This window comes from Vibrio sp. QJM3NY_15 (assembly GCF_057785995.1).
In genome coordinates, this window is the sequence record NZ_CM173518.1 from 803,152 (window position 1) to 829,663 (window position 26,512).

Genomic DNA, 26,512 nt, shown 5'->3' on the forward strand with positions numbered 1-26,512 from the left:
TCAACAACGATATGCATTCACAAATACATAGACCGATAGAGTCTAACAACAATAATTAAGTCAGAAGATCAAATGGAAATGAACTCGTTATACATCGATGGTAAAGCGGTTGACGCTACCTCAGGCGAAACTTTCGTCAGCATTAACCCAGCAAACGGCGAACCTATCGCAACGCTTGGCCAAGCTTCTTCAGCTGACGTTGAAAATGCGATTGAATCGGCGAAGCGCGGATTTGCGGTATGGTCAGCAATGACAGCCGTAGAACGCAGCCGCATTCTTTTAAAGGCGGTAGAGATACTTAGAGCTCGAAATAATGACCTTGCGAACCTTGAGGTTGTCGATACGGGCAAGCCGTTACAAGAAGCGATCGAAGTTGATGTGGCTTCTGGCGCTGACGTTATTGAGTATTTCGCAGGGCTAGCACCTACGCTGCAAGGCGATCAACAACCTCTTAGTGACACCCAATTTTTCTACACACGTCGTGAACCGCTAGGTATCTGTGCGGGTATTGGCGCGTGGAATTACCCTATCCAAATCGCAATGTGGAAATCGGCTCCAGCACTTGCTGCGGGTAACGCGATGATTTTCAAACCTTCAGAAGAAACGCCGCTAACAGCTCTGAAGCTTGCAGAGATCTTCACAGAAGCTGGCCTTCCTGATGGCGTATTCAACGTAGTTCAAGGTGACTACCGAGTGGGTCAAATGCTAACGGCTCACCCTGACATCGCTAAAGTGTCGTTCACAGGCGAAACCGGTACGGGCAAAGCGGTAATGTCAGACAGTGCTAAAACACTTAAGTCTGTAACGATGGAGCTCGGTGGTAAATCACCAATGATCATCTTTGATGATGCGAAATTGGACGATGCGGTGTCGGCTTCAATGGTCGCTAATTTCTACACCCAAGGCGAAGTGTGTACTAACGGTACTCGTGTTTATGTACACGAAAACATCTATGACGCATTTATCGACCAACTTAAAACACGCACTGAGAAGCTGATCATTGGTAACCCAATGGACATGGAGACTCAGATCGGCGCGTTGATTTCTAAAGAACACCTTTCAAAAGTCCTTGAAGCAATTGAGTTGGCTAAACAGTCGGGTGCAACTCTGCTGACTGGCGGTTATCAAGTGACGGACAACGGCTTAGCAAACGGCAACTTTGTTATTCCTACTGTATTCACTGATTGCCATGACGACATGCCTCACGTTCAGCAAGAAATTTTCGGCCCTGTTATGTCGGTGCTGAAGTTCACTGATGAAGACGATGTGATTCGTCGCGCTAACGATACCAAATATGGCCTAGCGGCTGGCGTGTTCACGCAAAACCTTTCTCGCGCTCACCGTGTTATTCATCAAATGCAGGCGGGTATTTGTTGGGTTAATACATGGGGTGACTCACCTGCAGAAATGCCTGTTGGTGGCTACAAACTTTCAGGGGTTGGCCGTGAAAACGGGCCAGAGACTCTACTCCATTATACGCAGACTAAGAGCATTCTTATTGAACTTGGCGACTACGCCAGCCCTTATGCCTAACGCGTAACACTCAATTTTATGAGCTAGCTTAACAGAGCTAGCTCCACTGACTCATCTCAGGGAAATCAAACATGGAACAACGCTACGATTATATTATCGTCGGCGCGGGTTCGGCCGGCTGTGTGTTAGCGGATAGGCTAACGGAAAGCGGTGAACATAGCGTTTTATTACTGGAAGCGGGTGGTACGGATAAGAGTATTTTTATCCAAATGCCGACTGCGCTTTCTTACCCGATGAATACTGAAAAGTACGCTTGGCAATTCGAGACTCAACAAGAACCGGGCCTTGATGGACGTGAACTGCATTGTCCACGCGGCAAGGTGTTGGGTGGCAGCTCATCGATTAACGGCATGGTTTATGTTCGTGGCCACGCTTGTGACTTTGACCAATGGGAAGAAGAGGGCGCAGCCGGTTGGAATTACCAAGCTTGTTTGCCTTACTTCCGCCGTGCTGAATCATGGAACAAAGGTGGTGACGAATATCGTGGCGACAATGGCCCAGTCGGCACTTGTAACGGTAACGATATGGCGCTCAACCCGCTTTACCAAGCATTCATTGATGCAGGTAAAGACGCAGGTTACCCAGAAACACAAGATTACAACGGCTACCAGCAAGAAGGCTTCGGCACCATGCATATGACGGTAGACAAGGGTGTTAGAGCCTCAACCTCTAACGCTTATCTACGTCGTGCATTGAAGCGTTCAAACCTCACCTTGAAAAAAGGCATCGTGGCGCGTCGTTTCTTACTTGAAGCACAAGACTCAGAAGGCCAATCAGGCTTGAAAGCCGTTGGTGTCGAGTTTGAAAAGTCAGGTAATACCCAAGTGGCTGTGGCGAACAAAGAAGTGATCTCTTCTGCGGGCTCTATTGGCTCGGTTCAACTGCTGCAACTTTCTGGTATTGGCCCGAAAGCGGTGCTTGAAAAGGCGGGCGTTGAGCTTAAACACGAACTCAGTGGCGTCGGTGAAAACCTACAAGACCACTTAGAAGTGTACTTCCAATATCACTGTAACGAACCCATCACGCTCAACAGCAAGCTTGGTTTAGTCAGCAAAGGCATGATTGGCGCAGAGTGGATTTTGACTCGCAAAGGTTTGGGGGCCACTAATCACTTTGAATCGTGCGCGTTCATTCGTTCTCGCAAAGGATTGAAGTGGCCGAATATTCAATATCACTTCCTGCCAGCAGCGATGCGTTACGACGGACAAGCGGCCTTTGATGGTCATGGTTTCCAAGTTCATGTCGGCCCTAACAAACCTGAAAGTCGCGGTACGGTAGCGATCACTTCTGCTGACCCACATGCCAAGCCAGAGATAATTTTCAACTACATCTCGACCGAACAAGACCGCCAAGATTGGCGCGATTGTATTCGTCTAACGCGTGAGATTTTGTCGCAACCTGCGATGGATGTTTACCGTGGTGAAGAGATTCAGCCGGGTCTAAGCGTAACTTCTGATGAAGCGATCGACGAATGGGTTAAGCAGAACGTTGAAAGTGCTTATCACCCTTCTTGTGGCTGCAAAATGGGCGCTGATGATGACCCAATGGCGGTACTTGATGAAGAGTGTCGTGTTCGCGGCATTGATAATCTGCGCGTGGTCGACTCCTCTGTTTTCCCTGTTATTCCAAACGGTAATTTGAACGCACCGACCATTATGGTTGCTGAGCGTGCTTCCGATTTTATTTTAGGTAAGCCCGTTCTAAAAGAGCAAAACGTTCCGGTATGGATAGCACCGGAATGGGAAGAAACACAAAGAATCAATAAGCCAGTACGAGAAGCGTAAGTATCTGTTATTGGTTTAAAAAAGCAAAATCAGCAAAGAATAAAAACAACAAGTAACAAGCAAAAAATAACAAAACTAATTAGTCAAAAGTCAGAAGAACTGCTCTCTATCGGCGTTGATATCGAGCAGAAAAAGGAAAGATAAAAAGGAACCATTATGACGACTCTAAATATTCAGAACGTGACGACAAAAACGTTAACAGCACTAGCCATCAGCTCATTTGCATTTGGTGCGAACGCTTCTGTTGAACCACAACAATGTGAAAACGTACGCTTCGCTGATGTTGGTTGGACAGACATTACCGCAACAACGGCTGTCACTTCTGAGCTACTGAAAGGCCTAGGCTACAAAACCAAAACTGACCTACTTTCAGTACCGGTTACTTACTCTTCAATGGCGAACGGCGATATTGACGTATTCCTAGGTAACTGGATGCCAACTATGGAAGGCGACATCGCTAAGTACCGCGAAGCGGGAACGGTTGAGACAGTGCGTGCCAACCTTGAAGGCGCAAAATACACGCTTGCTGTTCCTAAATACGTGTACGACTCTGGCGTGAAAAGCTTCGCCGACCTAGCAAAACATGCCGACAAATTTAAAGACCGCATCTACGGTATTGAGCCGGGTAACGATGGCAACCGCTTAATCCAATCAATGATTGATTCTGACGCGTTTGGCTTGAAAGATTTCAGCCTAGTGGAATCAAGTGAAGCGGGCATGGTATCGCAAGTATCTCGCGCTGCTCGTCGTAGCCAGTGGATCGTTTACCTTGGTTGGGCACCGCACCCAATGAACAGCAATGTTGAGATGGAATACCTATCAGGTGGTGACGACTTCTTCGGCCCTAACTACGGCGGCGCGAATGTTTACACCAATGTTCGTTCAAACTACTTGTCTGAATGTGCAAACGTCGGTCAACTTCTGCAAAACCTAGAGTTCACTCTAGAGATGGAAAACCAGTTGATGGAAGAGATTCTTAACCAAAAAGTGAAGCCTGAGAAAGCGGCTCAACAATGGTTGAACAATAACCCTCAACAAGTTGAAGCTTGGTTAGACAACGTAAAAACGCATAAAGGTGAATCAGCGGCTCAAGCGGTTACTGAATACCTAAAACAAGTTAAAGCTTAGTTTTACCTACCTATCGATCTATTTATCAAAGCTCTATAAATAAAAAAGGTGGGCTTGCCAATTGTCTATTGGTTTGAAGTAGCCCACCCATAATAAAAGGCAATATTGTGAATTTTATTACGGAAAACAAAATCCCTGTTGGTCAATGGATGGAAGCGGGTGTTGATTGGCTAACAATCAATGCAGCAGGATTCTTTGACGCTATTTCGATTTTTCTAGAAACCGTCATTATGTTTTTAGTCGATGTATTTAAGTGGATGCCACCGGCTTTACCAATCGTGATGACCGCAGCGATTGCATGGTATTTACACCGTAAACCCTCGCTTGTGATTTTCGTGGTTGCAGCTTTGCTGACTATTTTAAACCTTGGCTACTGGCAAGAAATGCTGGAAACCTTTGTCCTCGTTTTTGCAGCGACAACGATTTCCGTATTAATTGGCGTTCCAGTTGGCATTATGGCCGCGCATCGCCCTTGGTTGTATACGGTGCTTAGACCCATTCTTGATTTAATGCAGACGGTTCCAACGTTTGTGTATCTGATTCCGACTTTGGTTTTATTCGGCTTGGGCATCGTTCCTGGCTTAATCTCGACCATCATCTTCGCCATTGCCGCACCAATTCGTTTGACTTACTTAGGCGTCACCAAAGTACCTGAAGAGTTGATTGAAGCGGGTAAAGCGTTTGGTGCGAGCCGCATGAAATTGCTGATGAAGGTCGAATTACCGGCTGCTTTACCAAGCATTATGGCAGGTGTCACCCAATGTATTATGTTGTCGCTTTCGATGGTGGTTATCGCTGCTCTTGTCGGTGCTGACGGGCTTGGTAAACCTGTTGTTCGCGCATTGAACACAGTGAACATCTCACAAGGTTTTGAAGCCGGGCTGGCGATTGTATTAGTCGCTATTATTCTTGATCGCTTGTGCAAAACACCAAACCAGAAGGAAGCTTAATCATGTCTAACTCTCAGGAACCAAAGGCTATGGATGCGATTACCATTAAAAACCTCGATGTTGTGTTTGGTGATAAGCCGAAGCAAGCGCTTGAGCTGCTCGACCAAGGTAAAACTCGCCAAGAGATCATTGATGAGACTGGCCAAGTCGTTGGCGTAGATAATGTGTCGCTGACCGTTGAAGAAGGCGAGATTTGTGTGCTGATGGGTTTGTCTGGTTCTGGTAAATCATCTTTGCTTCGCGCAGTTAACGGCTTGAATGAGATCAGCCGTGGCTCATTGGCGATCAAAGATGGAGACAAGCTGGTTGATTTAGGTGAACAGTGCGACGAAGCGACTCTGCGTCACCTTCGTACTCACCGCGTTTCGATGGTGTTCCAAAAGTTTGCCCTAATGCCTTGGTTAAACGTGTTAGATAACGTGGCGTTTGGTCTAGAAATGCAAGGCGTAGCCAAAGATGTTCGTCGTGCTAAAGCGCGTGAGCAGCTTGAAATGGTGGGTTTGGCAGAGTGGGAAACCAAGTATCCGCATGAACTATCTGGCGGTATGCAGCAACGTGTTGGCCTAGCGCGTGCCTTTGCGATGGATACCGACATTCTTCTTATGGATGAACCGTTTTCAGCGCTGGATCCGCTGATTCGTGCGCAGTTGCAAGATGAGCTAATTCTATTGCAAAACAAGCTTAACAAAACGATTCTGTTCGTGAGTCATGATTTAGACGAAGCGCTGAAGATTGGTAATAACATTGCGATCATGGAGTCAGGTAAATTGATTCAACATGGTAAGCCTGAAGAGATCGTACTCACGCCAAAAACGGAATATGTGAAAGATTTTGTCGCACATACTAACCCGTTGAACGTATTGAAAGGTCGTTCGTTGATGCAGCCACTGGATTCTTTGAAACAAGAAGATGAAAGTTGGAAGATCTGTGACTCTAAAGACTTATGGATTGAGCAGAGTGAAGGTACTTTGTCTGTAAAAGGTGAATCGACTTTAGCGCTTGTTAAGTGGAACGAATCTGACGATTTAACGGCAATCAGCGCGTCAAGTGTTGTAGTGGCAAGTCCAGAGATTGGCATGCGCGATGCGATTAAACTGAAACAGCTAAGTAATCACCCGATTTTGCTTGTGGAAGACAATAAACTGGTCGGTATTTTGGATAACAGTGAATTTTATAATGCGCTTACTGGTAACTTTCAGATGAATACCGCTGCGTAAAGTTTCGTTTTTCAGCTTAGCTATTGAGGCTGGTTTTTTATTGGGTGGAGAGGGTTAAATCTCTCTACCTCTATGATTATTAAAATATATTATTCTTTGAGCTTGTATTCTCTGACTCATTATTTTTGCCTTCATTGAAGCTTTGATTCCCCCTTCATTAAGCAAAAGTGCCGTACCACGCAAGTTTAGTGGTATAGAAAAGATTGAGAATAGTATTAACATCAGTACAATGCGGAAAAATCAATGAAGTAAATTATCAATTTACAGTGTAATTCGAGCGATCCTAAGCTGTTCAGTTTGGAAATCTCATCGCCCCGGCACTGTAAAGTCACTCACAGTATATTAGTACAAAGGTCTGCATCTTGGATAAACATGACGAAATCTTGGTCGCTATTCGCCAAATTATTCGCGCTATCGATTTACACTCGAAAAAGCTGAGTAAAGAGTATGGTTTGACGGGCCCTCAATTGATTTTAATGCGCGCAATCCAAGAGATGGGTAATGTGACGATCAAAGAATTGTCTAATCAAACTAATGTGAGTCAAGCGACGACAACGACGATCATCGATCGCCTAGAGCTTAATGGTTATGTGCAGCGTATCCGTAGTGTTGCTGATCGACGTAAAGTTCATGCGAATTTGACGGAGAAAGGCCAAGAGCTACTTAACAATGCGCCACCACCGCTACAAGATAACTTCGTTAAAAAATTCCAAAACCTAGAAGCGTGGGAGCAAAGCCTGTTGCTTTCTTCGATGCAACGTGTGTCTTCAATGATGAACGCCGAAGACATCGACGCTGCCCCAGTTCTACAGCTTGAAGGCATTGCTAACGTTGCTAAGAGCTAATTAGCTAGCTGAGTTAATTGTTTTAAAAACAAAATCTTAAAATAATATTTAATGGTCGCTTTGAGCGGCCATTTTTGATCTTATAGCCTCTATCCCTTTGACTATTTCAGTCTAAACTGTCTTCTAATTATCCCTTTCGATTTTAAATTCCCAAGCTTTTTGATTTTTAATTTGTTTAACGTTTATTCACTTATTTCATAAACGCATTGACGATTCTCTGACAAAATAATACTAGACCGACCGGTTTGTTGTGTATTATTGTGTGCCTCTCCTAACCATGAGGTGATGTATGAAACATGAATTGACGGCGACACAAATGACAGCGACGTTGAAGAGTATGCAGGAAGCTTTTGCAGATGATCCGATGCCCACTGTGCCGGTGAGAATAGAACAGTTGCTTGCGCTGAAATCTGTTCTGCTCGATTACACAGACCGTTTGTGTGCCGCGGTAAGTGAGGACTATGGTCACCGCAGCCGACAAGATACTTTGATGGCCGACATACTTCCTTGTTTAGGAAACATCGATCACACCATCGAGTGTTTGCCGCATTGGACAACATCTTCAATTCGCCACTCCGGTCCTTTGCTTTCCACTTCTCGTGTTGAAGTGGTTTATCAGCCTAAAGGCGTAGTGGGGATCATTGCCCCGTGGAATTTCCCTATCATGTTATCCGTAGGCCCGCTCATTTCAGCCTTGGCAGCGGGCAATCGCGCCATGATCAAGATGAGTGAATTTACGCCAGCAACCAATGACGTTTTAAGACAACTATTGGATGAAGTCTTCAATGCCAACGAGGTATGTCTTGTTGAGGGCGAGGTCGAAATAGCCGCTGCGTTTTCTGCATTGCCGTTTGATCATCTTCTGTTTACAGGGTCAACCCAAGTGGGTCGTCAAGTGATGAAGTCAGCGGCTGACACGCTAACTCCCGTCACTCTTGAGCTTGGTGGCAAGTCTCCAGTCATCGTGGCAGAAGACATCCCGATTGATATTGCTGTCGAGCGAATCATTTATGGCAAGAGTCTCAACAACGGCCAAGTGTGTGTCGCGCCTGACTACGTGCTACTTCCTGAAGACAAACTCGAAGGTTTTATTGAGGAATATAAAAAACAATATCAACTGCTGTTTGATGAAGGGGTCTATTCCGAGAATTTGACGTCCCTAATCAACCCTCGCCAATGCGACCGCATCGTGGGTTTGTTGAATGAAGAACAACAAGCGGGAACTCGAACTGTGGCCTGCCATGACGACGCGATGGACTTAGATTGCCAACGACTGGTGACACATCTGATTGTTGAACCAAGCTTGTCATCTAAGGTGATGAACGAAGAGATTTTCGGCCCACTATTACCCTTGATTACGTATCGCAATATCGAAGAGGCGTTCCAAATCATCAATAGCAAACCAAGGCCTTTGGCGCTGTATCTGATGAGCTTTGATTTGAGTTTACAGGCTCAGGTTAAGCACCAAGTGCATTCCGGTGGAATGTGTATCAATGACTGTGTTTTCCATTTAGCGGTTGATGATGCGCCGTTTGGTGGCATTGGTGAATCAGGGCAGGGCAATTATCACGGTAAAGAAGGTTTTCTCACTTTCTCCCATGCCAAAACAGTTTTGGAAACGGGCTTAGAACATCGAGTTAAGCATCTGTTTTCAAAAGAAGACAACGAATTAAAAACAGCAGTGATGAGCATGCTTGGTAAGTAAATCATTTCTGTCATTACGCTATTCATTATTAAGAAGTTATTTTTAGAGGGTATTTTATGTTGGAACGCTTTTTTGAACGAACCATGAAATCGTATTTGATGATTACTGGATTCTTAACCGCCACTGCTTTTTCCACCTTTTTGGCTCCGGATTGGAGCATGCAGACCTTATTTTCTTACAACGATACGATGATGGAAAATAAAGAGTATCTGTTGGGTACCTATCAGCACTGGGGTGTGATGGTTGGCTGTATTGGTGTGTTGCTGATGTTTTCGGCCAAGTACAAATCACTGCGTACTTCGACCATGATTTACAGCGCATTTGAGAAGTCGATGTTTGTTGGCATCTTTTTATACAACGTCTGCATTAATGATTATGAGTGGTTTTTCGGTTGGAGCGGCGTGTTTGCGCTCGATGCGTTTGTGACCATCTACTCTTTGGTTTATCTGTATTACTATCTCAACCGAGACAAAAAAAAGGTACCCGCTCACTTGCGTTAACCTCTGTCGTTCAGCTCGTTGAATCTAATATTTTTAAGTCCGCATTTGCGGGCTTTTTTTGTTTCAGACAAATGATCCTCAACGATCTTAATTGACATATCTTTGACATTAACACTCTAGACCGACCGGTTTGTATTGGTTATTGTTTAGTCATCAAACATAAACGAGGTAAACACCATGACTACCAATAACTTTAACTTTCAACTGAAAACCATTGTTCATGCTCAAGAGAACGGCATCGAAAATATCCCTTCTTTATTTGCTCGCTTAGGCGCGAAAAGAGTCGTGCTTTTTTCTGACAAAGGCTTGGAGTCTTTGGGCTTTGTTGAACAATTCTCTGCGTTGTTTGTAAATCAGACGGCGAATCAAGAAGCAAACCAACAAGCGGCTCAGCTCGTTGGTGTGTACACCGATATTGCGCCAGATGCGACTTGCGACAACATCAATGCTGCGATTGAGTTTGCTAATAGCTTAAATGCCGACGCTATTTTGTCTGTCGGTGGCGGTAGTGTGATTGATGCTTCCAAGGGCGTGAAATACGCACTTCATAAGCAGATTGATGATATCCGTACCGTGATTGCTGGCGGTGGCTTTATGGAAGTGTGGCCAAACAACGAAGATATTCGAGTGCCCCATATCGCCGTACCAACAACGGCTGGCACGGGTGCTGAAGCTTCTCCGATCGCGGTTTTTTATAACGAGCATGAAAACATCAAGGCAAGTTTAGTGGCGTCTGGTTTGGAGGCTGACATAGCGATTCTTGATCCGACCGTCACCACCAAGCTACCTGCTCACCTGACTCGCTCAACTGCGATGGATGCACTAACGCACGCCGTTGAGGCCATTGTGTCTCCAATGAGCAATGCGTTTACCGACGCTTATGGTATTCAGGCTGCAAAACTGATTGTAGAAAACTTACCCGTGGCACTTAGAGAACCAGAAAACCTAACAGCACGCGGCAACCTTCTTCAAGCAAGTACCATGGCGATCTCTGCTTTCTATTCGTCTTTGGGCGGCATTCCGATTCATAACTGTGCTCACGCTTTTGGTGCGATTAGCCACATTCCACATGGCGATGCCAACACGGTACTGATGCCGGTTGTGATTGAAGCGCTGCCGGAATTCTATATGCCTAATGCGGCGAAGTTAGCTCAAGCTTTCTCGGTCGATACTACCGGAACCGATGAGATGGTTTACCTGAGAGTGTTGGATTTCTTAAACAACTTCCAAACCAGTGTCGGTGCGATGAAACGTTTCAGCAGCTGGGACTTTGATGAGCAAGAGAAGCGCAATATTGCTCAAGCGATTGAGAAAGACATCTGCTTCCAGTTCTATCCAATCTCAAAACATACGATTGAACAGATTATAGAAAAAGCGATTTAGTCGTCTCATTAAGCATTCAAAAAACTCACTGTAAATCGAGGACAAATTATGAAGATTGAAAACGTATTGCTATCGAGCTTGTGCATCATCGCGCCATTCCTACTTTTCGCTTAATTCACTCGACAGGGACGTTGTGACCTTTATTCCCGAGGAGGAAATAAATGTTCAATAAACGTTTAACTACCGTGATTCTGACTGGTGCTTTGGCTGTTCTGCTTTTTGCTAAGGCAAGTGTGGGAAGCGAAAGCTCCACGGCTTTATCTGAACAACATCAAGATGCTGTTCAGCTGTTGGATGAAGCATATGAAGGAAAGTCTGAAGCGCAACTTGCTCTCGCTTATCGGTATTTGAGCGGTGATGGTGTTGAGCAGAATGACGAGAAAGCGGCGGAATGGTTTGAAACCGCAGCCAGTGCCGGTAGCCCTGAAGCTCAAACACAGCTTGGCCTAATGTACTTCTCTGGAAGTGGCGTTCAGGTTAGCCAAGCGGACGCTGTCACCTGGATCGGTTTGGCAGCTGCTCAAGATTATGACCCTGCGCTCGACTTATTACATTGGATGTCCCAAGCCGCGCACTAATTCAGATTCTAACCCAGGTTAATCACAGAAAAAGTTAATCACAGAAATTGGAGAACGTCTTATGCAGACATTCAAGAAATCCCTACTATTCACCGCGATGGCCGCCGCAAGTAGCGCCGCCTTCGCCACCGAATCAGACAAGCCGAACATCGTTGTTATTGTCGGTGATGATGTTGGCTTTGCTGATACCCAGCCTTATGGCTCAGAAGCCGAAACCCCCAACTTGATGGCGTTGGCTGAAGAGGGGGTTAAATTCACTAACTTCCATGCCTCACCAACCTCATCAGTGACTCGCTCAATGATGTTAACTGGAGCGAACAGCCACGAAGTTGGGCTAGGCACTTTCGATTATGCTGTCTATCCGGGTGCGATTGGCAAACCGGGCTATGAAGGCTACCTGACCAAGAAGGGCGTAACAGTGGCTACGCTGCTCAAAGAAAATGGCTATAACACGTATTTATCGGGTAAATGGCATTTAGGTCATGATGATGGGTTCCTGCCCGATGACCGAGGTTTTTCGGAAAGTTACGGCATTTTAGCGGGCGGTTCGAATCACTTTAACCGCGACATGATGTTCCCTGCCAAAAACGCGGCTACCGCTGAAGCGCTTCAAAAAGGCGACATTCCCGGCGTTGAAGTTGAGCCTACATACAGAAACGGTGAAGTCGTTGAGGATAAATACAAAGGCGAGTACTCCGACCAAGTTTACACCAACGAACTCATCAAGATGATTGATGGCAAGAAAGACGACGGTAAGCCTTTCTTCGCTTATCTTCCTTTCACCGCCATACACCTTCCGTTGCAAGCACCAGAATCAGCGTATCAAGATAAAGTCGACTACTACGTCGAGCATGGTTGGGATTCGATTCGTGAAGACCGCTTTGAACGTATGAAGGAGATGGGCGTCATTCCTAAAGATGCCGATATCTCAAATCGTAATGCATTAAGTCGCCCTTGGGACTCTTTGTCTGAGAAACAACAAGAGTGGTATGGCAAGAAGATGGCGGTGGCGATGGGCATGATGGAGATGCAAGATCAACAAGTCGGTCAGGTTGTCGATTACCTAAAAGAGATCGGTGAGTACGACAATACCTACATTATGTATCTGGCAGACAACGGTCCTGAAGCTGCGGATATTACCGGTGAAAATATCAGTGATTTGATTCGCACATGGACGGCGCATCATTTCGACAACTCGACGGAAAATCTAGGGAAAGCCAACTCTAGCGTTTCATTAGGCCCTGAGTGGGCAAGCGCATCAACCGGTGGTTTGTCTTGGTATAAAGCGTACACGGCAGAAGGTGGTATTCGTGTGCCGTTTATCGTTAAGCCTGCGAAAGCGCTTTTAGAGGGCGATCAAGCGCTGCAACCCGGCACTCAAACCGATGACTTATCACAAGTAAAAGACATCGCAGCCACCATTCTTGAAATCGCCGATGTTGAGCACCCAGGAACAGAGTACCAAGGTCGAGAAGTCGCACCAATGAGTGGTGTGAGCTTGTTGCCTTACTTCAAAGGTGAAACGGCAGAGGTGCACAGTGCGGATAATGCGATTCCATTTGAACTGTTTGGCAGCGGCATTTTGCTCAAAGGGGATTACAAGATCATCCGAATCTCTACAGGCATGGGCGGTGACAGTGAATGGCACCTGTACAACACCAAACAGGATCCGGCTGAGCAGCATGACTTAAGAAACCAAATGCCAGACTTGTTTTTAGAGATGGTTGCTGAGTATCAAGAGTACGAAAAAGCTCAAAACATTGTGCCAGTTGATGAAGCGTGGAACCCGTTTGAGAACGTGAAATAGAGGAAATGAACCACTCGGCCAACCTGATGACACAAGCTTGGTTGGTCGATGAACACCGTGTAAAGGAATTACGAATTGTTTTAGCTAATACAATAACTTTTACATCGAGGAATTCTTCATGACGACATTACCACTATCAAACCTGAGTTCGGTTCCGCAGTTTAACGGCAAGGCGCACAGCAAGCTTCAAGCGTTGGCAAAACCTATTGGTGCGGTGTGTAATATCAGTTGTACTTACTGTTATTACTTAGAGAAACAGCAGCTGCTTGAATACCCCAAAGGATCTCAATATGTGATGGATGAAGCGCTGCTAGAGCTCTATATCAAGCAGTACATTGAGGGGCAGAATACGCCGGAGATTATCTTTTCTTGGCATGGTGGAGAACCAACTTTGTTGGGGATTGAATATTTTCAAAAGGTGGTCGCACTGCAGAAAAAATACTGCCCTAGCCACAGCAAGATCAGCAACGACCTTCAAACCAACGGCACCTTGTTGAATGATGATTGGTGCGAGTTCTTCAAGAGCAATGACTTTATCATTGGTGTGAGCATTGATGGCCCCGAACACTTACACAATCACTACCGAACCAACCGTGCAGGCAAAGGCACTTTTTCTCAAACCATCCGTGGAATCAGTTACTTAAAAAAACATAACGTTGAGTTTGCGACCTTAACCTGTGTGAACGATGTGACAGGAAAATACCCGTTAGAAGTTTATCGTTTTCTGCGTGACGAAGTGGGTTCAAAGCAGCTGCAGTTTATTCCTGTGGTCGATAAGCGCGAAGCTCACACCAACAACCAATGGCTCACTCATCAACAAGCGATCATTCCTGTCTCTGGCGAAGTTGAGTCGTGGAGTGTCGGTTCAACGCAATGGGGAGAGTTTCTTTCGACTGTTTTTGATGAATGGTTCGAACACGATTTTGGTCGAGTGCTTGTGCCTTATTTTGAAAACTTCGTCGGTGTGTGGATGGGAAGAGACAGTACCATGTGCACCTTGAGTGAAATCTGTGGAAAAGGGTTAGCGGTTGAACCCAATGGCGATGTGTATTCGTGCGATCATTACGTCTTTCCTGAGTTTCAGTTGGGCAATATTAATGAGAAGCCGCTATCGACGCTGGCGTTTTCACCCGCTCAGCAAACCTTTGGATTCGCGAAGCAAAAGTCGTTGCCCAAACAGTGCCAAACTTGTGAGTTCAAATTTGCTTGTCATGGTGAGTGCCCCAAGAACCGAATTATCAACAGTCGTGATGGTGAAGCCGGACTAAATTATCTGTGTGAAGGGTGGCTCAAATTCTTTCAACATATCGACCCGGTACTCAATGCTTTGCTAAAAACCAATAACCTAGCGCCACGGATGGGGTAATCGAATCAATGACGTGATAAGCAAAAGCTTAGGTAGAAAAAGAATAAGTCTGAAAACAAAAGAGGCTCGCTATATAAAGCGAGCCTCTTAGTGTGTAGGAACTGGTTAATCTTTTGAGCTCATCGCAAGCAATGTCTCTTCCATGGCATTGTTCAGAATCGAACGGTTGCGCTGCATCGCGGCCATGAGCGTAGAGCCTAGCCATAAGCCATAAAGCGTGCGAGATAGTGATTCAGGATCTTCGATAGTGAAATCACCGGCCTCATTGCCTTCTTCAAACAGCTTAGCCATACGCAGGATGATCTTTTCAGCGCCTTCAGCCATGGTTGATTGCAAGGGGTTAGCAGAGCCTGACACTTCACCTGCTAGCTTGACCACAAGGCACTGAATATTGAAGTCTTCAGTCAGTTTCGACGCACACCAAAACTCGAAGTACGTTTTAACGCGGTCACGACGAGACAGAGTCTCATCACTCAGAAAGTCATCAAGCTTAACTAGGTGCTCATCAAAGTAGTCGGCTAGAAGGATCTCGCCAAAGTGCTCTTTGGATTTGAAGTAATGGTAAAAAGAACCTTTAGTTCCTTCGGCTTGGTTGATGATTTTCATCAGGCCAACACCAGCAAATCCGTGTTCATTAATAAGGCTAAACCCTGCATCGAGCATAGCTTGTCGCATGTCTTTCATTGATCTTACTCTTTATGCCGAGAATGATGATTAGTGTAGCGATATGCATACCAACCGTCCAGTCTAGAGCGTTAGTATGTTGTCGATAATTGATTCGTTTCGTCAAAGTGGCTTTATCTTCTATTTGTGCTTCTAAGCCACAAAACTTTTTTCACGATAAGCGCATGCCATAAAACGAAAATAACAACCTTAAAGGGCTTGTCTGGTGCCTTGAAATGGCCAAATTGGGGTGTTTCAAGTGGCTGTTTTTGTTGGTTTTTAATTTGATGTTTTCTTAAGATCACAATGGTAGTCTTAGCTTGATTTCTTTAGGGGGCTAAATGGACACCAATAACAGCACTTATCATCAGCACAGTTTTGCTCAGCAAGATTTATCAGAGCTAACATTTACAACCTGTACTTTTATTCGTTGTGATTTCAGACGTTCGAACTTGCGTGATGCGACATTTATTAATTGTAAGTTCATCGAACAAGGTGATATTGAGGGATGCCACTTTGATATTGCAGACTTACGAGATGCAAGTTTCCAGAACTGCCAGTTGGCGATGGCCAATTTTAGTAACGCCAATTGCTATGGGATTGAGCTACGTGAATGTGACTTGAAAGGGGCGAACTTTACTCGTGCGAATTTTGCCAATCAGGTGAGCAATCGCATGTATTTTTGCTCGGCATACATCACGGGTTGCAACCTGTCTTACGCTAATTTTGAACAAGCTTGTTTAGAGAAGTGTGAGTTATTTGAAAATCGCTGGATAGGTACTTACCTTGGCGGAGCGTCACTAAAAGAGTCCGATCTTAGCCGAGGCGTGTTCTCGGAAGATGTGTGGGGACAATTTAGTATGCAAGGGGCTAACTTGTGTCATGCAGAACTTGAAGGGTTAGACCCTCGCAAAGTAGATACAACAGGAATCAAAATTGTCGCGTGGCAACAAGAGCAACTGCTTGAAACCATGGGTATTGTGGTGATGCCTGATTGATAGCTGTAATTTCCAACGGCAGGCTATTTTGATTGGAATATGTAAGCTTTCGCTATAAAAGAAAAGCCCAAAGCTAATAGCTTTGGGCTTTCTGTATTTGGAGCCTGCATTTTATAATGAAGTTTAGAAAAGAGAATGCTTGGCGAATATAGGGCTGATTAATGCATACCTGAACGCATTTTGTCGCAGAGTGCAAAGAACACGAATAGGATAAAGCATACTAGCGCGACACACAGCGAGGCTATGATGGTTGTGGCATCTTTGGAAATCAGTGGAACGACGATAGAAGCCAACGCGACCAACATAACAAGGATATGAACGATTCGTCCAAGAATAGGGTTTTTATGACAGAATGAAGCCCATAGGTAACGCATTTTTAACACCCGCACAATATTAGTGGATTTATTCTATTTTCTTAATGAGTATTTTGTAAATAGGTTTTAGTTACAGGTGCCCATAAATATGATCTAAGTCGTTCTAGTATAAAACTGGTTAAATAACATAAAGTTATTATTTATTGATAGAATGCGTAACATTTATATGAGAATCATGGTATTCCGTATTCTTTAGTATTGTAAGTCAAATATTGTTCGATTTTTGGTTTATTGACTGAAGATCTCATTTATTGAGTCTTCTATTAAGAGGCTGGTTACTTACTAATATTTACCTAGTAAATATCACTCAGGCTACAATCAAAATTTTAACCAGCTACACTTTTTCTGTTATTTATCAAAGCGACGCCTCAAACTGAGATCACAGTAATCTTGTCAGTTGTCGTGTTTGATATACTCATAATTCGTTCGAAAAAGATGACGGAGATGATATGTCGAAAACCGCGAAGATCATTAATGAAGATAAGCTGGTAAAAAAAGCAGTTGAGGTCGGTTTTAAGATGGCAAAACTACAAGGTTTTGATTTGCCACATTCATCCCAACCGATAAAGGTTAAAGCGGTGTATTTGTTCCTTGTAGAGGTAAATCAGATCACACCGTTACCTGATGATAAGCTTGATGGTGCCAACATTAAAAAACGTTTGGCGCTATGGATTCACAAAGCACTGCCTGATAATGACCCATTGAAGTAAGGGCGCCTTCGCCTTTATCGTCTTCAATAAAAATTCCTATGTGTTTCTAATTGAAAAAGCCTAGCGATCCCTCGCTAGGCTTTGTTGTTTTTGTATCCTTTTTTATCAATGATAAATTGCTGTTTCTTCTCGTTTACACAGCTTGTACCGGTTCTGCTGGTTTGTGGTTTTCGCCTTTATTTGAGCCATTGTTGGTGATGTGGTCATACTTTTCAGTGAGGTGATCTTGAATTTTTTGGTGATACGCGCCGTTCAGTTTGTAGAAGCGGAAGTAGATGATTAACGCAATAGCAAAGAAGAAAGCAGGTAGGCCGACCATGATGCATTGCATGCCAAATACGGTTTCAGGGCTTTGCACTACGTTAGGTACATAGTCGACGGCAGTGAGCGAGATACCGATGAAGAAAGCGGCAAATGCAGAGCCTGCTTTTACGACCAAAGTTTGCACAGAGTAAGCAATACTTTCACAACGAGCACCCAGTTTAAATTCACCGTAATCGACCGTGTCGGCAACCATGATCACGTTGAGTACCCAAAACAGTGCAGTACCGATTTGTAGGAATACACCCGCCGTTGAAATCAACAGAATGCTTTGTTTGTCGTACATGCCAACATAGATCAGAACAGCACTGCCTAAAATAGGGAAAGTGGAAGCACAAGCCCATAGAGTGCGGCGTGAGAACATTTTTGCGAGTTTAGGAAACAGCACCAGTGTGATGAGGTTCGCGATGCCCGCATAAGCCATGTAGTAAGGGAACAACTCTTCGTTACCTACAACATAGGTGAAATAGTAAACCGCGAAGGCTGTGATGATGTTGGTCGCCAAGTTGTAAGACAGTGCCATGCATAGAACGCTGGTCAATTGGTCATTTTTGTAGATAAGTGACAGTAGCTTTTTCAGTGATACTTTTTCTTCAGGCTGTGTGGTGTCGAGGTTCGCGGTTGAATAGCGTTCTTTGACATTACGCAGTGTGATAAATGTCGATACTAAGAAACAGGCAATCAACAGTAGCGTAAATATTTGAAACCCAAACCCCTTGTCGTCGCCACCTACATAGTTGACGAAGGGCATTGCAATGGCAGCGGTGACTATCCACGCGAGGCTCGCAAAGAAGCGAGGGTATGGGACTAACTCTTCGCGTTCGCGTTTATCCAAGGTGAGTGTTGGGACTAACGACCAAAAAGGAATATCCATTAGTGTGTAAGTCATGCCCCACAAAATATAAGTGACAGCGGCATAGGCGATTAACCAAGGGCCTTCGATGTAATGCGCACTAAACACCATGAGTAGCACGACAGAGTTGGCGAGCGTGCCGATTAAAATCCAAGGTTTGAATTTGCCCCAACGGGTGCGCGTATTGTTGACCAACCAGCCCATGATTGGGTCGTTGACCGCATCCCAAATACGGGCGACGAGAAAGATGGTTCCGACGGTAGCGGCAGAAATTCCGACTACATCCGTGTAGTAAAACATTAGGTACATATAGACGATGGTGATTGCGAAGTCTTTACCAAACGCCCCAAAGCCATAACTTAGCTTGGTATTCATAGAGATACTCATTGCCACTCCTTACGCCTCCTCAGTAAGAAGGCGCTAATATTCACGTTATTGTATTTTTTATTAGTATGAAATTACTTGTTAACCCACTCTGGTAGCCAATCGTCATGAGCTTCAATCAAGTCGTCAACCAGCGCGTATATCTCTTCTATTCCAAGTACCGCGGCTGTATGTGGGTCCAGCATCGCAGCATGATAAATACGGTCGCGGTTTTCAGTGAGAATGGCTTCCGTTAATAGAGTTTGAACATTGATGTTGGTCTGCATTAATGCGGCCAAGTGGCTAGGTAGGCGACCAGCTTTGATCGGCTGCACACCATTCGCATCAACTAAACAAGCGACCTCAACACAGCAGCCTTGCGGTAAGTTGTCGATCAAGGCTTCATTTTTCACATTGCCGTAAATGACGCTCGGAGTGCCTGTCCAGATAGAATTCATGATGGTGCTGGCGTACTCATGAGATTCATCAACGGTAATTTTGTCAGCTGTTTTAAATTCTTGAAGGTCGCGTTTCCAATCGGCTATTTGCTCGACACAGCGCTTCGGGTACTCATCAAGTGGCACTTTATAACGTTCAATTAAATCTGGGCGATTCGGCTTGATAAAGTAGGGGGTGTATTCCGAAAAATGTTCAGAAGACTCAGTCACAAAGTAGCCCAATTTTTTGAACATCTCGTAGCGAACCAAATTTGTGCAGCGACCATTGTGATAAATACCCGGTTTAGGCGCTTGGCCACTCTCAAAAGCTTCAAGTAGATCCGGATAAATATCGATGTACTCACCACTTGCTGTTTTCTTCTCAAGAGTGAGGTAGTAAGCCATGTGGTTGATGCCAGCACAGGTATAGCGAAGGTCTGAATAGTCTAAGTTTAGGTCGCGCGCTAATTCTTCTGCTGTGCCTTGTACTGAGTGGCATAAACCGACTTGTTTGATGTGCGGGTATTTCTCGTACATCGCCCACGTGTTCATCGCCATAGGGTTGACGTAGTTGAGCATAGTGGCGTTCGGACAAACCTCGGTCATATCTTCACACACGCTCCAAAGGTGCGGGACCGTGCGTAGCGAACGCATAATACCGCCTGGGCCTAGTGTGTCTGCGATGGTTTGTTCTAGGCCATGGCGTTTACACACCTCGAAATCCGTGACCGTACAAGGTTCATAACCGCCGATTTGGAAAGCGATGACAACGAAGTCTGCATCTTGTAGTGCCTCTTTTTGATTTAAGTGGCATGAAATAGAGCCAGTAGCACCAGATGATTCCATGAGTTTACTGACGACTAGGTGTGACTCTTCTAATCGGGTCTCATCAATATCCATCAGGGCGACATGAGCGTTTTGTAGTGCAGAACGATGGAAAACGTCACCAAGAATGTTCTTAACAAAAATGGTTGATCCTGCACCGATGAATGTGATCTTAGGGCTTTGCATAGTGGAATCCTTTATCTCTCTGAGTTCTTTGTTGATACAGACAAATTACACCTAGAACCCACGTCGATTCGTCTCAGATAATCAAATAGCTCTCCCGTTTTCTAATATTTTAAAATCATTGAATGGAAATCTTAGGAAATGGGATAACTTGCTGGCTTTTGAGGAGAGGGGTTGTGCAATGAAGCGAGTTTTGCACTTAAGGTGCTGACTCTAATCACATTGTGCTGATCTTATGAAATGGGGTATTTCGGTACTATGATCGCTTTCAGAGTTTTATTATCGGGGAACTGCTAAAAGTCATTTATACGATTTCCTAAGGAACGAGATATGCCGCAATCAACCCCTGATACGCTGAGAATTATCACTTTAGATAAGTACTCATCCGAGACCGTGTCGGTAAGCCCGCTTTCTCTCTATTCTTCCTATGAGAAAATCGATATCGAACTCAGAGCTCCTCACTCCATGCCCGGCTATCATTGGCATGGTCAAATTGAGGTGAATATTCCTTTTGGGGACGATGTGGAATACATCATTAACGGCAGCCTAATCGTGGTTAAGAGCGGATCGATTGGCTTGTTTTGGGCATCGGTACCTCATCGACTCACCAATCCCGGCCAAAGCCATAATATGGGGATCATCAACATACCGATTCATCATTTTATGTCGTGGACTCTCAGTCGGGATTTAGTCAATCAGATAACTCACGGCAGTGTGTTGCAATCGAATTCTTGTTCGCTAGTGAGTGAATTTGAAATTGCCCGTTGGGTACAAGAGATAAAGCATTCGTCAGAAAGTCGCCAGCAGTTGGCCATCGATGAAATTGGCTTGATGCTTAAGCGAATCTGCCTTGATGGTTGGCAACAACTGCTCGTAAATCGACAGGACAAATCGACCTCAAAAGGGGTGTCGAAACACTCTCAATTTTATGTCAGCCAAATGTTGGAATACATCGCCACGCATCACAACCAGCCATTAACCGTGAAAGGTATCGCAGAACATATTGGATTACATGCCAACTATGCAATGAACGTATTTCAACGAACGATGCAGATGACCATTAAGCAGTACATTACTGCGATGCGCATCAATCATGCTCGCGCTTTACTGAGTGATACGGACAGAACCATTCTCGATATCTCACTCACGGTGGGCTTCAATTCGAGTAGCCGATTCTATGAAACCTTCCAAACGTACATTGGCGCCACGCCGACGCAATATCGAAAAATAGCGAGGGAAGATCATCGGTGGAGCAGTCATGGATCCAGCCCCGTCTACGACCTTGAGAAAGGTGCGTGTGATGGTAAAAGGCCGCTAACGGTCACCGATAATTTAAAGGAAAAGTGGTAAGTATTTATTCCCGTTGCGTAAAGATGGCTAATACCCTGAACTAGGGGCTAAGGGGCTAAGGGGCTAAGGGGCTAAGGGGCTAAGGGGCTAATAAAGCAGAAATAGCCCTTGATATCCCCCAAGCTTAACTTCGTTAACATAGTCGCCAATATCGCCATTTGCATCGACTGGCCTCATTGGTTTTTTTAATGGAATACTGAGTTTCGGTGCCGAGTAAAAGTCTGAGTTCTGTCCATGAAAGTCTGTTCGATAAAGGACTCGGCCATGCTCAAATTCCCTGGCAAGCACCATGTCTTGTGGGCCACCTTCTACTGCGTAGTGATCCGATTGATAAACAAAGTAACTATGAGTTGGCAGTAATTGAACCTTACCGTTCGGCAGATCGGCATGCTCAATGTGGTCTTGGGAAGCGTTTCCCACAATCGTGTAATCAGCAGGTTGTGGGCTACTCGTTGAAAGCATCAAAGGGATGGCTTCAAAACCTTGAGGTATCGAACGAGTGGGGGAGCCTAAATCAACGGCGAGTAATGCGGTTGGTCTATAAGCTATGTTCTTTGGTATACCACTTTTCCAGAAGTTGTCTTTGGTTGTATTGTTGCTCCCATATACGTAGCCGCTGTTCCACTGGTTGAAGTAACTGTGTTTGGGGTGGTAGTTGAGGTAAAAAATAGCGAGTGTTGAGTACTGGTCTTGTTTCCAGTTTTCTTCGTTGTTTCCAAAATATTCAACTCGGCCAAAGCGCGTGGTTGCTTGAAATATCACATTTTGTTTGCCGTGTGCCAACGCAGAATTATCCCAAAATTTAGACAGCCCCGCATAACCACTGAATCCTGTCGACGGGAATAAATAATGCTCTCTCAGATAGACATTTCCCGCTTTGATTAGGTGTGATTGGCCATGCCGACCATAAAGATTGGCCGTTCCAATATTGAGCCCAACGATCGGATTGCTGTCGTGCGCTGTTAGCTTCTGTAGGAAGGAGGTGAATTGAGTTTGGTAAACTTGGTCTGCGTCGTCTGAGCCTACAATAAGCTCCATTTCACTGACTTTTCCACCCATATACACCTCAAACTGATTGCTGCCCATGAGCTTATTGGTGTCGTCGTTATACGCCCCGCGCAGGCCTTGCTGAGCCCAATGTTTGGAATAGTAAGCTTGCACTGCACTTAATAACTGTGGATTAGTTAGATTGGTCAGCGCCCATGATGAATTTTGATTCCACATTCGTCCAAAAGGAATGACGCGAGATTCCCAACGAAAGCGCGCCGTGGCCGATTTGTTGGTTCGATTCTGATACTCAGAAGGTGATAAGTAGTTATCTCTATTTAGATCAGCGGCTTGGTCAAAGCCGTGAATTTTCCGCCAATGTTTGGCTTTACCGGATGATTTCGAATCTGTATTTGGAGTGGGAAAGGGTAGGTTCTTGATATCGAACTTAGGGAAACTGTCTTTTAATTGAACTTGATTTAAGCGAGGTCGAATATCGCTTGAACTGCCTTGCCAACGGATCCTGAGAACGTATAAATGGCCACCATCTCGCACAAATGTAGAACCAAAATACTGCCCGCCACCGTAACTCTGACCACTGCCATCGTGAGTCGTTGCTCTGACCCAATTCGAGGGCAATCGCCAGTTTACCGCTTGGCTTTGAGTCATATTCTGTGTGTGATCGTTAATTATGTCTAAGCGAGCCCATGTCGTGGATTGGCCTAGATCATTCGTCGATGTTGGATATTCAATATGGAATTCTCCGCCTTGTGCAAAGCGTGAAAATTCGAATGTTAAGCTATCGAACTTCTCCGAATGGTAAACGTAAAGTGCTCCGCCACGTTCGAAATGTTCAAACACATCAGCATCCCAAGGCGGCTGCTGATAAAGTGCATAGCCCGCATGTTTTTCGTCTGCGGTATAGCCAACGATCATAGGCTTACGGCTTAAAAGCGTATTTTCACCGTGCGTTGTATCCAGCTCCGCAAGAATAGTATCTTCTGAAAAGTGTAAGAAGAAGTCTTCGTAATCAATGTTGTTTTTCTCTGCCGTGTTTCTAATTTCGTCTTCCAACGCTCCCGAATTTAGTTCTAACTTTTGGTTGTACATATAGCCGATGCTATTGGCTTTTTCGTTGTCACTTTTATTGCAGTAAGCCCCAAATACTAAATCACTGTTATCTATCTCCCAATCAATCACTTTGTCTGTTGATACAGCTGAGCCTTGCAGGTTGTTCCCTTGCTCATGCTGGCCGGGCAGCACAATGGCGTAGTTGGCTAAACTGGCATTTGGAAGTGCGAGGCTGATAAAGGAGAGGAGTGACAATAACGAGGTACAGTGTTTTTTCATGAAGCTTCCTAGCGACGATGGGAGTCACCTTGTAGTGGTCAATAAATACCGGAGACTCGCTAAAGCAAAAATAACAAAATGTTCTCTGAGTAATATAAGCGTAGCAAACCCTGTCAATGAACTTATCGTCTCTAACTTGACAGCTTAGAGGTTACTAACAACTATTAAGTTGATGATTTTAAATCCGTAATCCATAGATTTACCGAAGTTGCATGATTAAGGGCGTAGGTGTGGATATTTTTATGACGTTCACCTTGAGTGAACTCGATAAATAAGGAGAGGATGCCTCTTATGATGTCTTTACTATTTTTGTTGTTACTTGTGGCGATGGTATGCGGGTTTTTCGGTAAGAAAACCGCCGCGTATGGTTTTTTCGCTGGCTCAGTGATCCTTGGTTTGTATTGGTTTAACCACCATGCGACTGACCCTCTATCGATCTTGTTGTAAGGAGCTAGCATGAATCGAAATCAGTTAACTCTTCTGAATGCGCTTGGTTTACTGGGTATGACAGCCGTTTTGTTGATCGGCTTTATTCTTCAGTTTGTCCTCAATGAACTTCCTTGCCCACTGTGTTTACTGCAACGGATTGGCTTTGTGATGGTCGCGTTTGGCTTCATGTTGAATGTGGTTTATGGGCCTCAACCTCGTCACTATGGGGTTGTGTTAATTGGCGCGTTGTATGGAGTGGCCACATCGTTAAGACAAGTTTCCCTACACGTGATTCCGGGCACTCCTGGTTACGGTAGCCCTATTTTTGGGATGCATTATTACACTTGGGCCTTTGTGTTGTTCGCTGCAACCATATTGGGTGTTGCCGTGATCTTGATACTAACCAATAAGGCCGAGTCTCATGAACCCTACAAAATGAGCAACTTTGGACGGATTGTGTGTTTACTAGCAATCGTGGTGGTGGCATTGAATGCTATTGCTACATTTGTCGAATGCGGTCCTTATCAGTGCCCTGATAATCCGGTGAGCTATTGGTTACTTAATTAAGGGACTGGTGGCTCGCTAAGAGGAGATGGGGAAAAGTATTAAATCTAATACCCCAAAAGAAAAGCCACAGCATTCGCTGTGGCTTTTTGATTAGAGTTGTGGAGTCTTTTAGTTAGCTAGAGTGATGTAAGCCGTTCCAAACAATGTCGCGGTATCGCGGTTGGTTGGTGTCACCTTCAGTGCTAAATAGCATGATGGTTGCGTCTTGGTTTAAACCTAGCTCATCACGTACTGCTTGGTCTGCGCCTTCACGACATAACGTGTAAAGTAAACCAAGTGTGATAGCACCAGATTCGCCACTGATCACTTGCTCATCACCACTAAGTGGGTTGCCAAGGATACGCATACCTGTTGCTGAAACATTGTCGTCAACCGAAATAAAGTGATTGCTGCAATCACGCAGTACAGGCCACGTTACTGGGTTTGGTTCACCGCAAGCAAGGCCTGCCATGATGGAGTTCATCTCGCCCGTTACATTAACCATTTCGCCTTTCTCGCCAGAGCGGAAAATGCAATCTGCCGCCGCTGGTTCAGCAATGATGGTTTCAAAGGTGTCAGCTCCCAGTTTATCTGCAAGGTAACCCAACACACCACCTGCCATTGCGCCTACACCGGCTTGCAGAAGAACGTGAGTTGGAGCGCCGAACTCCAATGCTTGAGCTTGCTCAATCGCTTCATCTGCCATTGTCATGTAGCCTTGAGAAATCCACGTTGGGATCTCTTCATAACCCTCCCATGCAGTGTCTTGAACTAGCATCCAACCGTTGTCTTGAGCGGTTTGGTTCGCCATGCGTACCGTGTCGTCGTAGTTTACTTCTGTCACGATACATTCAGCGCCTAGGCCTTGAATACGGTTAACGCTTGCTTGAGATGAACCTTTTGGCATATAAACCACGGCTTTTTGGCCCATTTCACGAGCAGCCCAAGCGACACCTGTACCATGGTTGCCTGCGGTTGCTGTAGTAAAAACAAGTGGTTTTTCTAGTTTTGAAGCGACCGTTTTAAGGTTGATCTCAGAGATATCAATGCCAAGGTGCTTTGCCAATTGGCGACCCAGAGCGTAAGAACCGCCGAGTACCTTGAATGCATTCAAACCGAAGCGTTTTGATTCGTCTTTAACGAGGATCGCCTTAACACCAAGCTGTTTAGCAAGATGTGGAAGAGACACGAGTGGAGTGGGTTGGTAGCCTTCGATCTGGCGGTGAAACTCACGCGCTTGTTGCGCTTGAGAAGCGGTAAACAGTTCGCAGACTTGACCAGTGTAGAATGAATTTTTTGATAGTTTTAACATAGGGCACACTTAGAT

The 26,512-nt window shown here is 45.0% G+C and carries 23 protein-coding genes; 17 read left to right on the forward strand and 6 right to left on the reverse strand.

The features are described 5' to 3' along the window. Positions 1-72 precede the first annotated feature (72 nt). The 12 genes from betB to AC3CKG_RS20040 all read left to right on the forward strand — a co-directional run bounded on the left by betB (position 73) and on the right by AC3CKG_RS20040 (position 14,796). Positions 73-1,533: a betaine-aldehyde dehydrogenase gene (betB, locus tag AC3CKG_RS19985; protein WP_017105435.1), complete on the forward strand. Its 1,461-nt coding sequence runs from the start codon at positions 73-75 to the stop codon at positions 1,531-1,533. 71 nt (positions 1,534-1,604) lie between these two features. Beyond that, the gene (betA, locus tag AC3CKG_RS19990) at positions 1,605-3,317 is read left to right on the forward strand and encodes a choline dehydrogenase (RefSeq protein WP_488529881.1); all 1,713 of its coding nucleotides are present in this window, start codon (positions 1,605-1,607) and stop codon (positions 3,315-3,317) included. A gap of 156 nt (positions 3,318-3,473) precedes the next feature. Continuing rightward, entirely contained in the window at positions 3,474-4,445 is a 972-nt protein-coding gene (locus AC3CKG_RS19995) for a choline ABC transporter substrate-binding protein (protein ID WP_076670981.1), read from the forward strand. A gap of 107 nt (positions 4,446-4,552) precedes the next feature. Continuing rightward, complete coding sequence (gene choW, locus AC3CKG_RS20000) at positions 4,553-5,395, forward strand: choline ABC transporter permease subunit (protein WP_009845976.1); 843 nt, start codon at positions 4,553-4,555, stop codon at positions 5,393-5,395. A gap of 2 nt (positions 5,396-5,397) precedes the next feature. After that, on the forward strand, positions 5,398-6,612 hold the full coding sequence (choV, locus tag AC3CKG_RS20005; RefSeq protein ID WP_488529882.1) for a choline ABC transporter ATP-binding protein: 1,215 nt from the start codon (positions 5,398-5,400) through the stop codon (positions 6,610-6,612). Positions 6,613-6,974: 362 nt separating this feature from the next. Beyond that, the gene (locus AC3CKG_RS20010; RefSeq protein ID WP_065105893.1) at positions 6,975-7,457 is read left to right on the forward strand and encodes a MarR family winged helix-turn-helix transcriptional regulator; all 483 of its coding nucleotides are present in this window, start codon (positions 6,975-6,977) and stop codon (positions 7,455-7,457) included. Positions 7,458-7,746: 289 nt separating this feature from the next. Continuing rightward, on the forward strand, positions 7,747-9,162 hold the full coding sequence (locus AC3CKG_RS20015) for a coniferyl aldehyde dehydrogenase (RefSeq protein WP_488529883.1): 1,416 nt from the start codon (positions 7,747-7,749) through the stop codon (positions 9,160-9,162). Positions 9,163-9,218: 56 nt separating this feature from the next. Next, positions 9,219-9,662: a hypothetical protein gene (locus AC3CKG_RS20020; RefSeq protein ID WP_488529884.1), complete on the forward strand. Its 444-nt coding sequence runs from the start codon at positions 9,219-9,221 to the stop codon at positions 9,660-9,662. Positions 9,663-9,839: 177 nt separating this feature from the next. Next, positions 9,840-11,045: an iron-containing alcohol dehydrogenase gene (locus AC3CKG_RS20025; RefSeq protein ID WP_488529885.1), complete on the forward strand. Its 1,206-nt coding sequence runs from the start codon at positions 9,840-9,842 to the stop codon at positions 11,043-11,045. A 161-nt stretch (positions 11,046-11,206) separates the two neighbouring features. Continuing rightward, the gene (locus AC3CKG_RS20030; RefSeq protein ID WP_488529886.1) at positions 11,207-11,623 is read left to right on the forward strand and encodes a tetratricopeptide repeat protein; all 417 of its coding nucleotides are present in this window, start codon (positions 11,207-11,209) and stop codon (positions 11,621-11,623) included. Positions 11,624-11,684: 61 nt separating this feature from the next. Continuing rightward, positions 11,685-13,430 (forward strand): arylsulfatase, encoded by a 1,746-nt coding sequence (locus tag AC3CKG_RS20035; RefSeq protein WP_488529887.1) that lies wholly within the window; start codon positions 11,685-11,687, stop codon positions 13,428-13,430. 118 nt (positions 13,431-13,548) lie between these two features. Next, positions 13,549-14,796 carry an anaerobic sulfatase maturase gene (locus AC3CKG_RS20040; RefSeq protein ID WP_488529888.1) on the forward strand — a complete coding sequence of 416 codons (1,248 nt, stop codon included), beginning with the start codon at positions 13,549-13,551 and terminating at the stop codon, positions 14,794-14,796. Positions 14,797-14,901: 105 nt separating this feature from the next. On the opposite strand, the gene AC3CKG_RS20045 is transcribed toward AC3CKG_RS20040, so the two are convergent. Next, positions 14,902-15,480 carry a TetR/AcrR family transcriptional regulator gene (locus AC3CKG_RS20045; RefSeq protein WP_488529889.1) on the reverse strand — a complete coding sequence of 193 codons (579 nt, stop codon included), beginning with the start codon at positions 15,478-15,480 and terminating at the stop codon, positions 14,902-14,904. A gap of 320 nt (positions 15,481-15,800) precedes the next feature. On the opposite strand from AC3CKG_RS20045, the gene AC3CKG_RS20050 reads away from it, so the two are divergent. After that, positions 15,801-16,457 carry a Qnr family pentapeptide repeat protein gene (locus tag AC3CKG_RS20050; RefSeq protein WP_488529890.1) on the forward strand — a complete coding sequence of 219 codons (657 nt, stop codon included), beginning with the start codon at positions 15,801-15,803 and terminating at the stop codon, positions 16,455-16,457. Between the two features lie 158 nt (positions 16,458-16,615). On the opposite strand, the gene AC3CKG_RS20055 is transcribed toward AC3CKG_RS20050, so the two are convergent. Further along, positions 16,616-16,831, reverse strand: coding sequence for a hypothetical protein (locus AC3CKG_RS20055; protein ID WP_026012328.1), 216 nt, complete (start codon positions 16,829-16,831; stop codon positions 16,616-16,618). A gap of 449 nt (positions 16,832-17,280) precedes the next feature. Between AC3CKG_RS20055 and AC3CKG_RS20060 the strand changes: the two genes are divergently transcribed. Beyond that, a complete protein-coding gene (locus AC3CKG_RS20060) occupies positions 17,281-17,541 on the forward strand; it encodes a DUF5062 family protein (RefSeq protein WP_004732406.1) in 261 nt (86 codons plus the stop codon). Between the two features lie 133 nt (positions 17,542-17,674). Here the strand turns inward: AC3CKG_RS20060 and melB are convergent, their stop codons facing one another. Further along, on the reverse strand, positions 17,675-19,102 hold the full coding sequence (gene melB, locus AC3CKG_RS20065; RefSeq protein WP_488529891.1) for a melibiose:sodium transporter MelB: 1,428 nt from the start codon (positions 19,100-19,102) through the stop codon (positions 17,675-17,677). A 71-nt stretch (positions 19,103-19,173) separates the two neighbouring features. After that, on the reverse strand, positions 19,174-20,526 hold the full coding sequence (gene melA, locus AC3CKG_RS20070; protein ID WP_488529892.1) for an alpha-galactosidase: 1,353 nt from the start codon (positions 20,524-20,526) through the stop codon (positions 19,174-19,176). 327 nt (positions 20,527-20,853) lie between these two features. Between melA and melR the strand changes: the two genes are divergently transcribed. Then, positions 20,854-21,873 carry a transcriptional regulator MelR gene (melR, locus tag AC3CKG_RS20075; RefSeq protein WP_488529893.1) on the forward strand — a complete coding sequence of 340 codons (1,020 nt, stop codon included), beginning with the start codon at positions 20,854-20,856 and terminating at the stop codon, positions 21,871-21,873. 87 nt (positions 21,874-21,960) lie between these two features. Here the strand turns inward: melR and AC3CKG_RS20080 are convergent, their stop codons facing one another. Further along, positions 21,961-24,210 carry a hypothetical protein gene (locus tag AC3CKG_RS20080; RefSeq protein WP_488529894.1) on the reverse strand — a complete coding sequence of 750 codons (2,250 nt, stop codon included), beginning with the start codon at positions 24,208-24,210 and terminating at the stop codon, positions 21,961-21,963. Between the two features lie 291 nt (positions 24,211-24,501). Between AC3CKG_RS20080 and AC3CKG_RS20085 the strand changes: the two genes are divergently transcribed. Both AC3CKG_RS20085 and AC3CKG_RS20090 read left to right on the forward strand, forming a co-directional pair. Next, positions 24,502-24,657: a DUF5993 family protein gene (locus AC3CKG_RS20085; RefSeq protein WP_017075701.1), complete on the forward strand. Its 156-nt coding sequence runs from the start codon at positions 24,502-24,504 to the stop codon at positions 24,655-24,657. Positions 24,658-24,666: 9 nt separating this feature from the next. After that, positions 24,667-25,206 carry a disulfide bond formation protein B gene (locus AC3CKG_RS20090; protein ID WP_488529895.1) on the forward strand — a complete coding sequence of 180 codons (540 nt, stop codon included), beginning with the start codon at positions 24,667-24,669 and terminating at the stop codon, positions 25,204-25,206. A 112-nt stretch (positions 25,207-25,318) separates the two neighbouring features. Here the strand turns inward: AC3CKG_RS20090 and dpaL are convergent, their stop codons facing one another. Beyond that, positions 25,319-26,497 (reverse strand): diaminopropionate ammonia-lyase, encoded by a 1,179-nt coding sequence (gene dpaL, locus AC3CKG_RS20095; protein ID WP_488529896.1) that lies wholly within the window; start codon positions 26,495-26,497, stop codon positions 25,319-25,321. Positions 26,498-26,512: the final 15 nt, after the last annotated feature.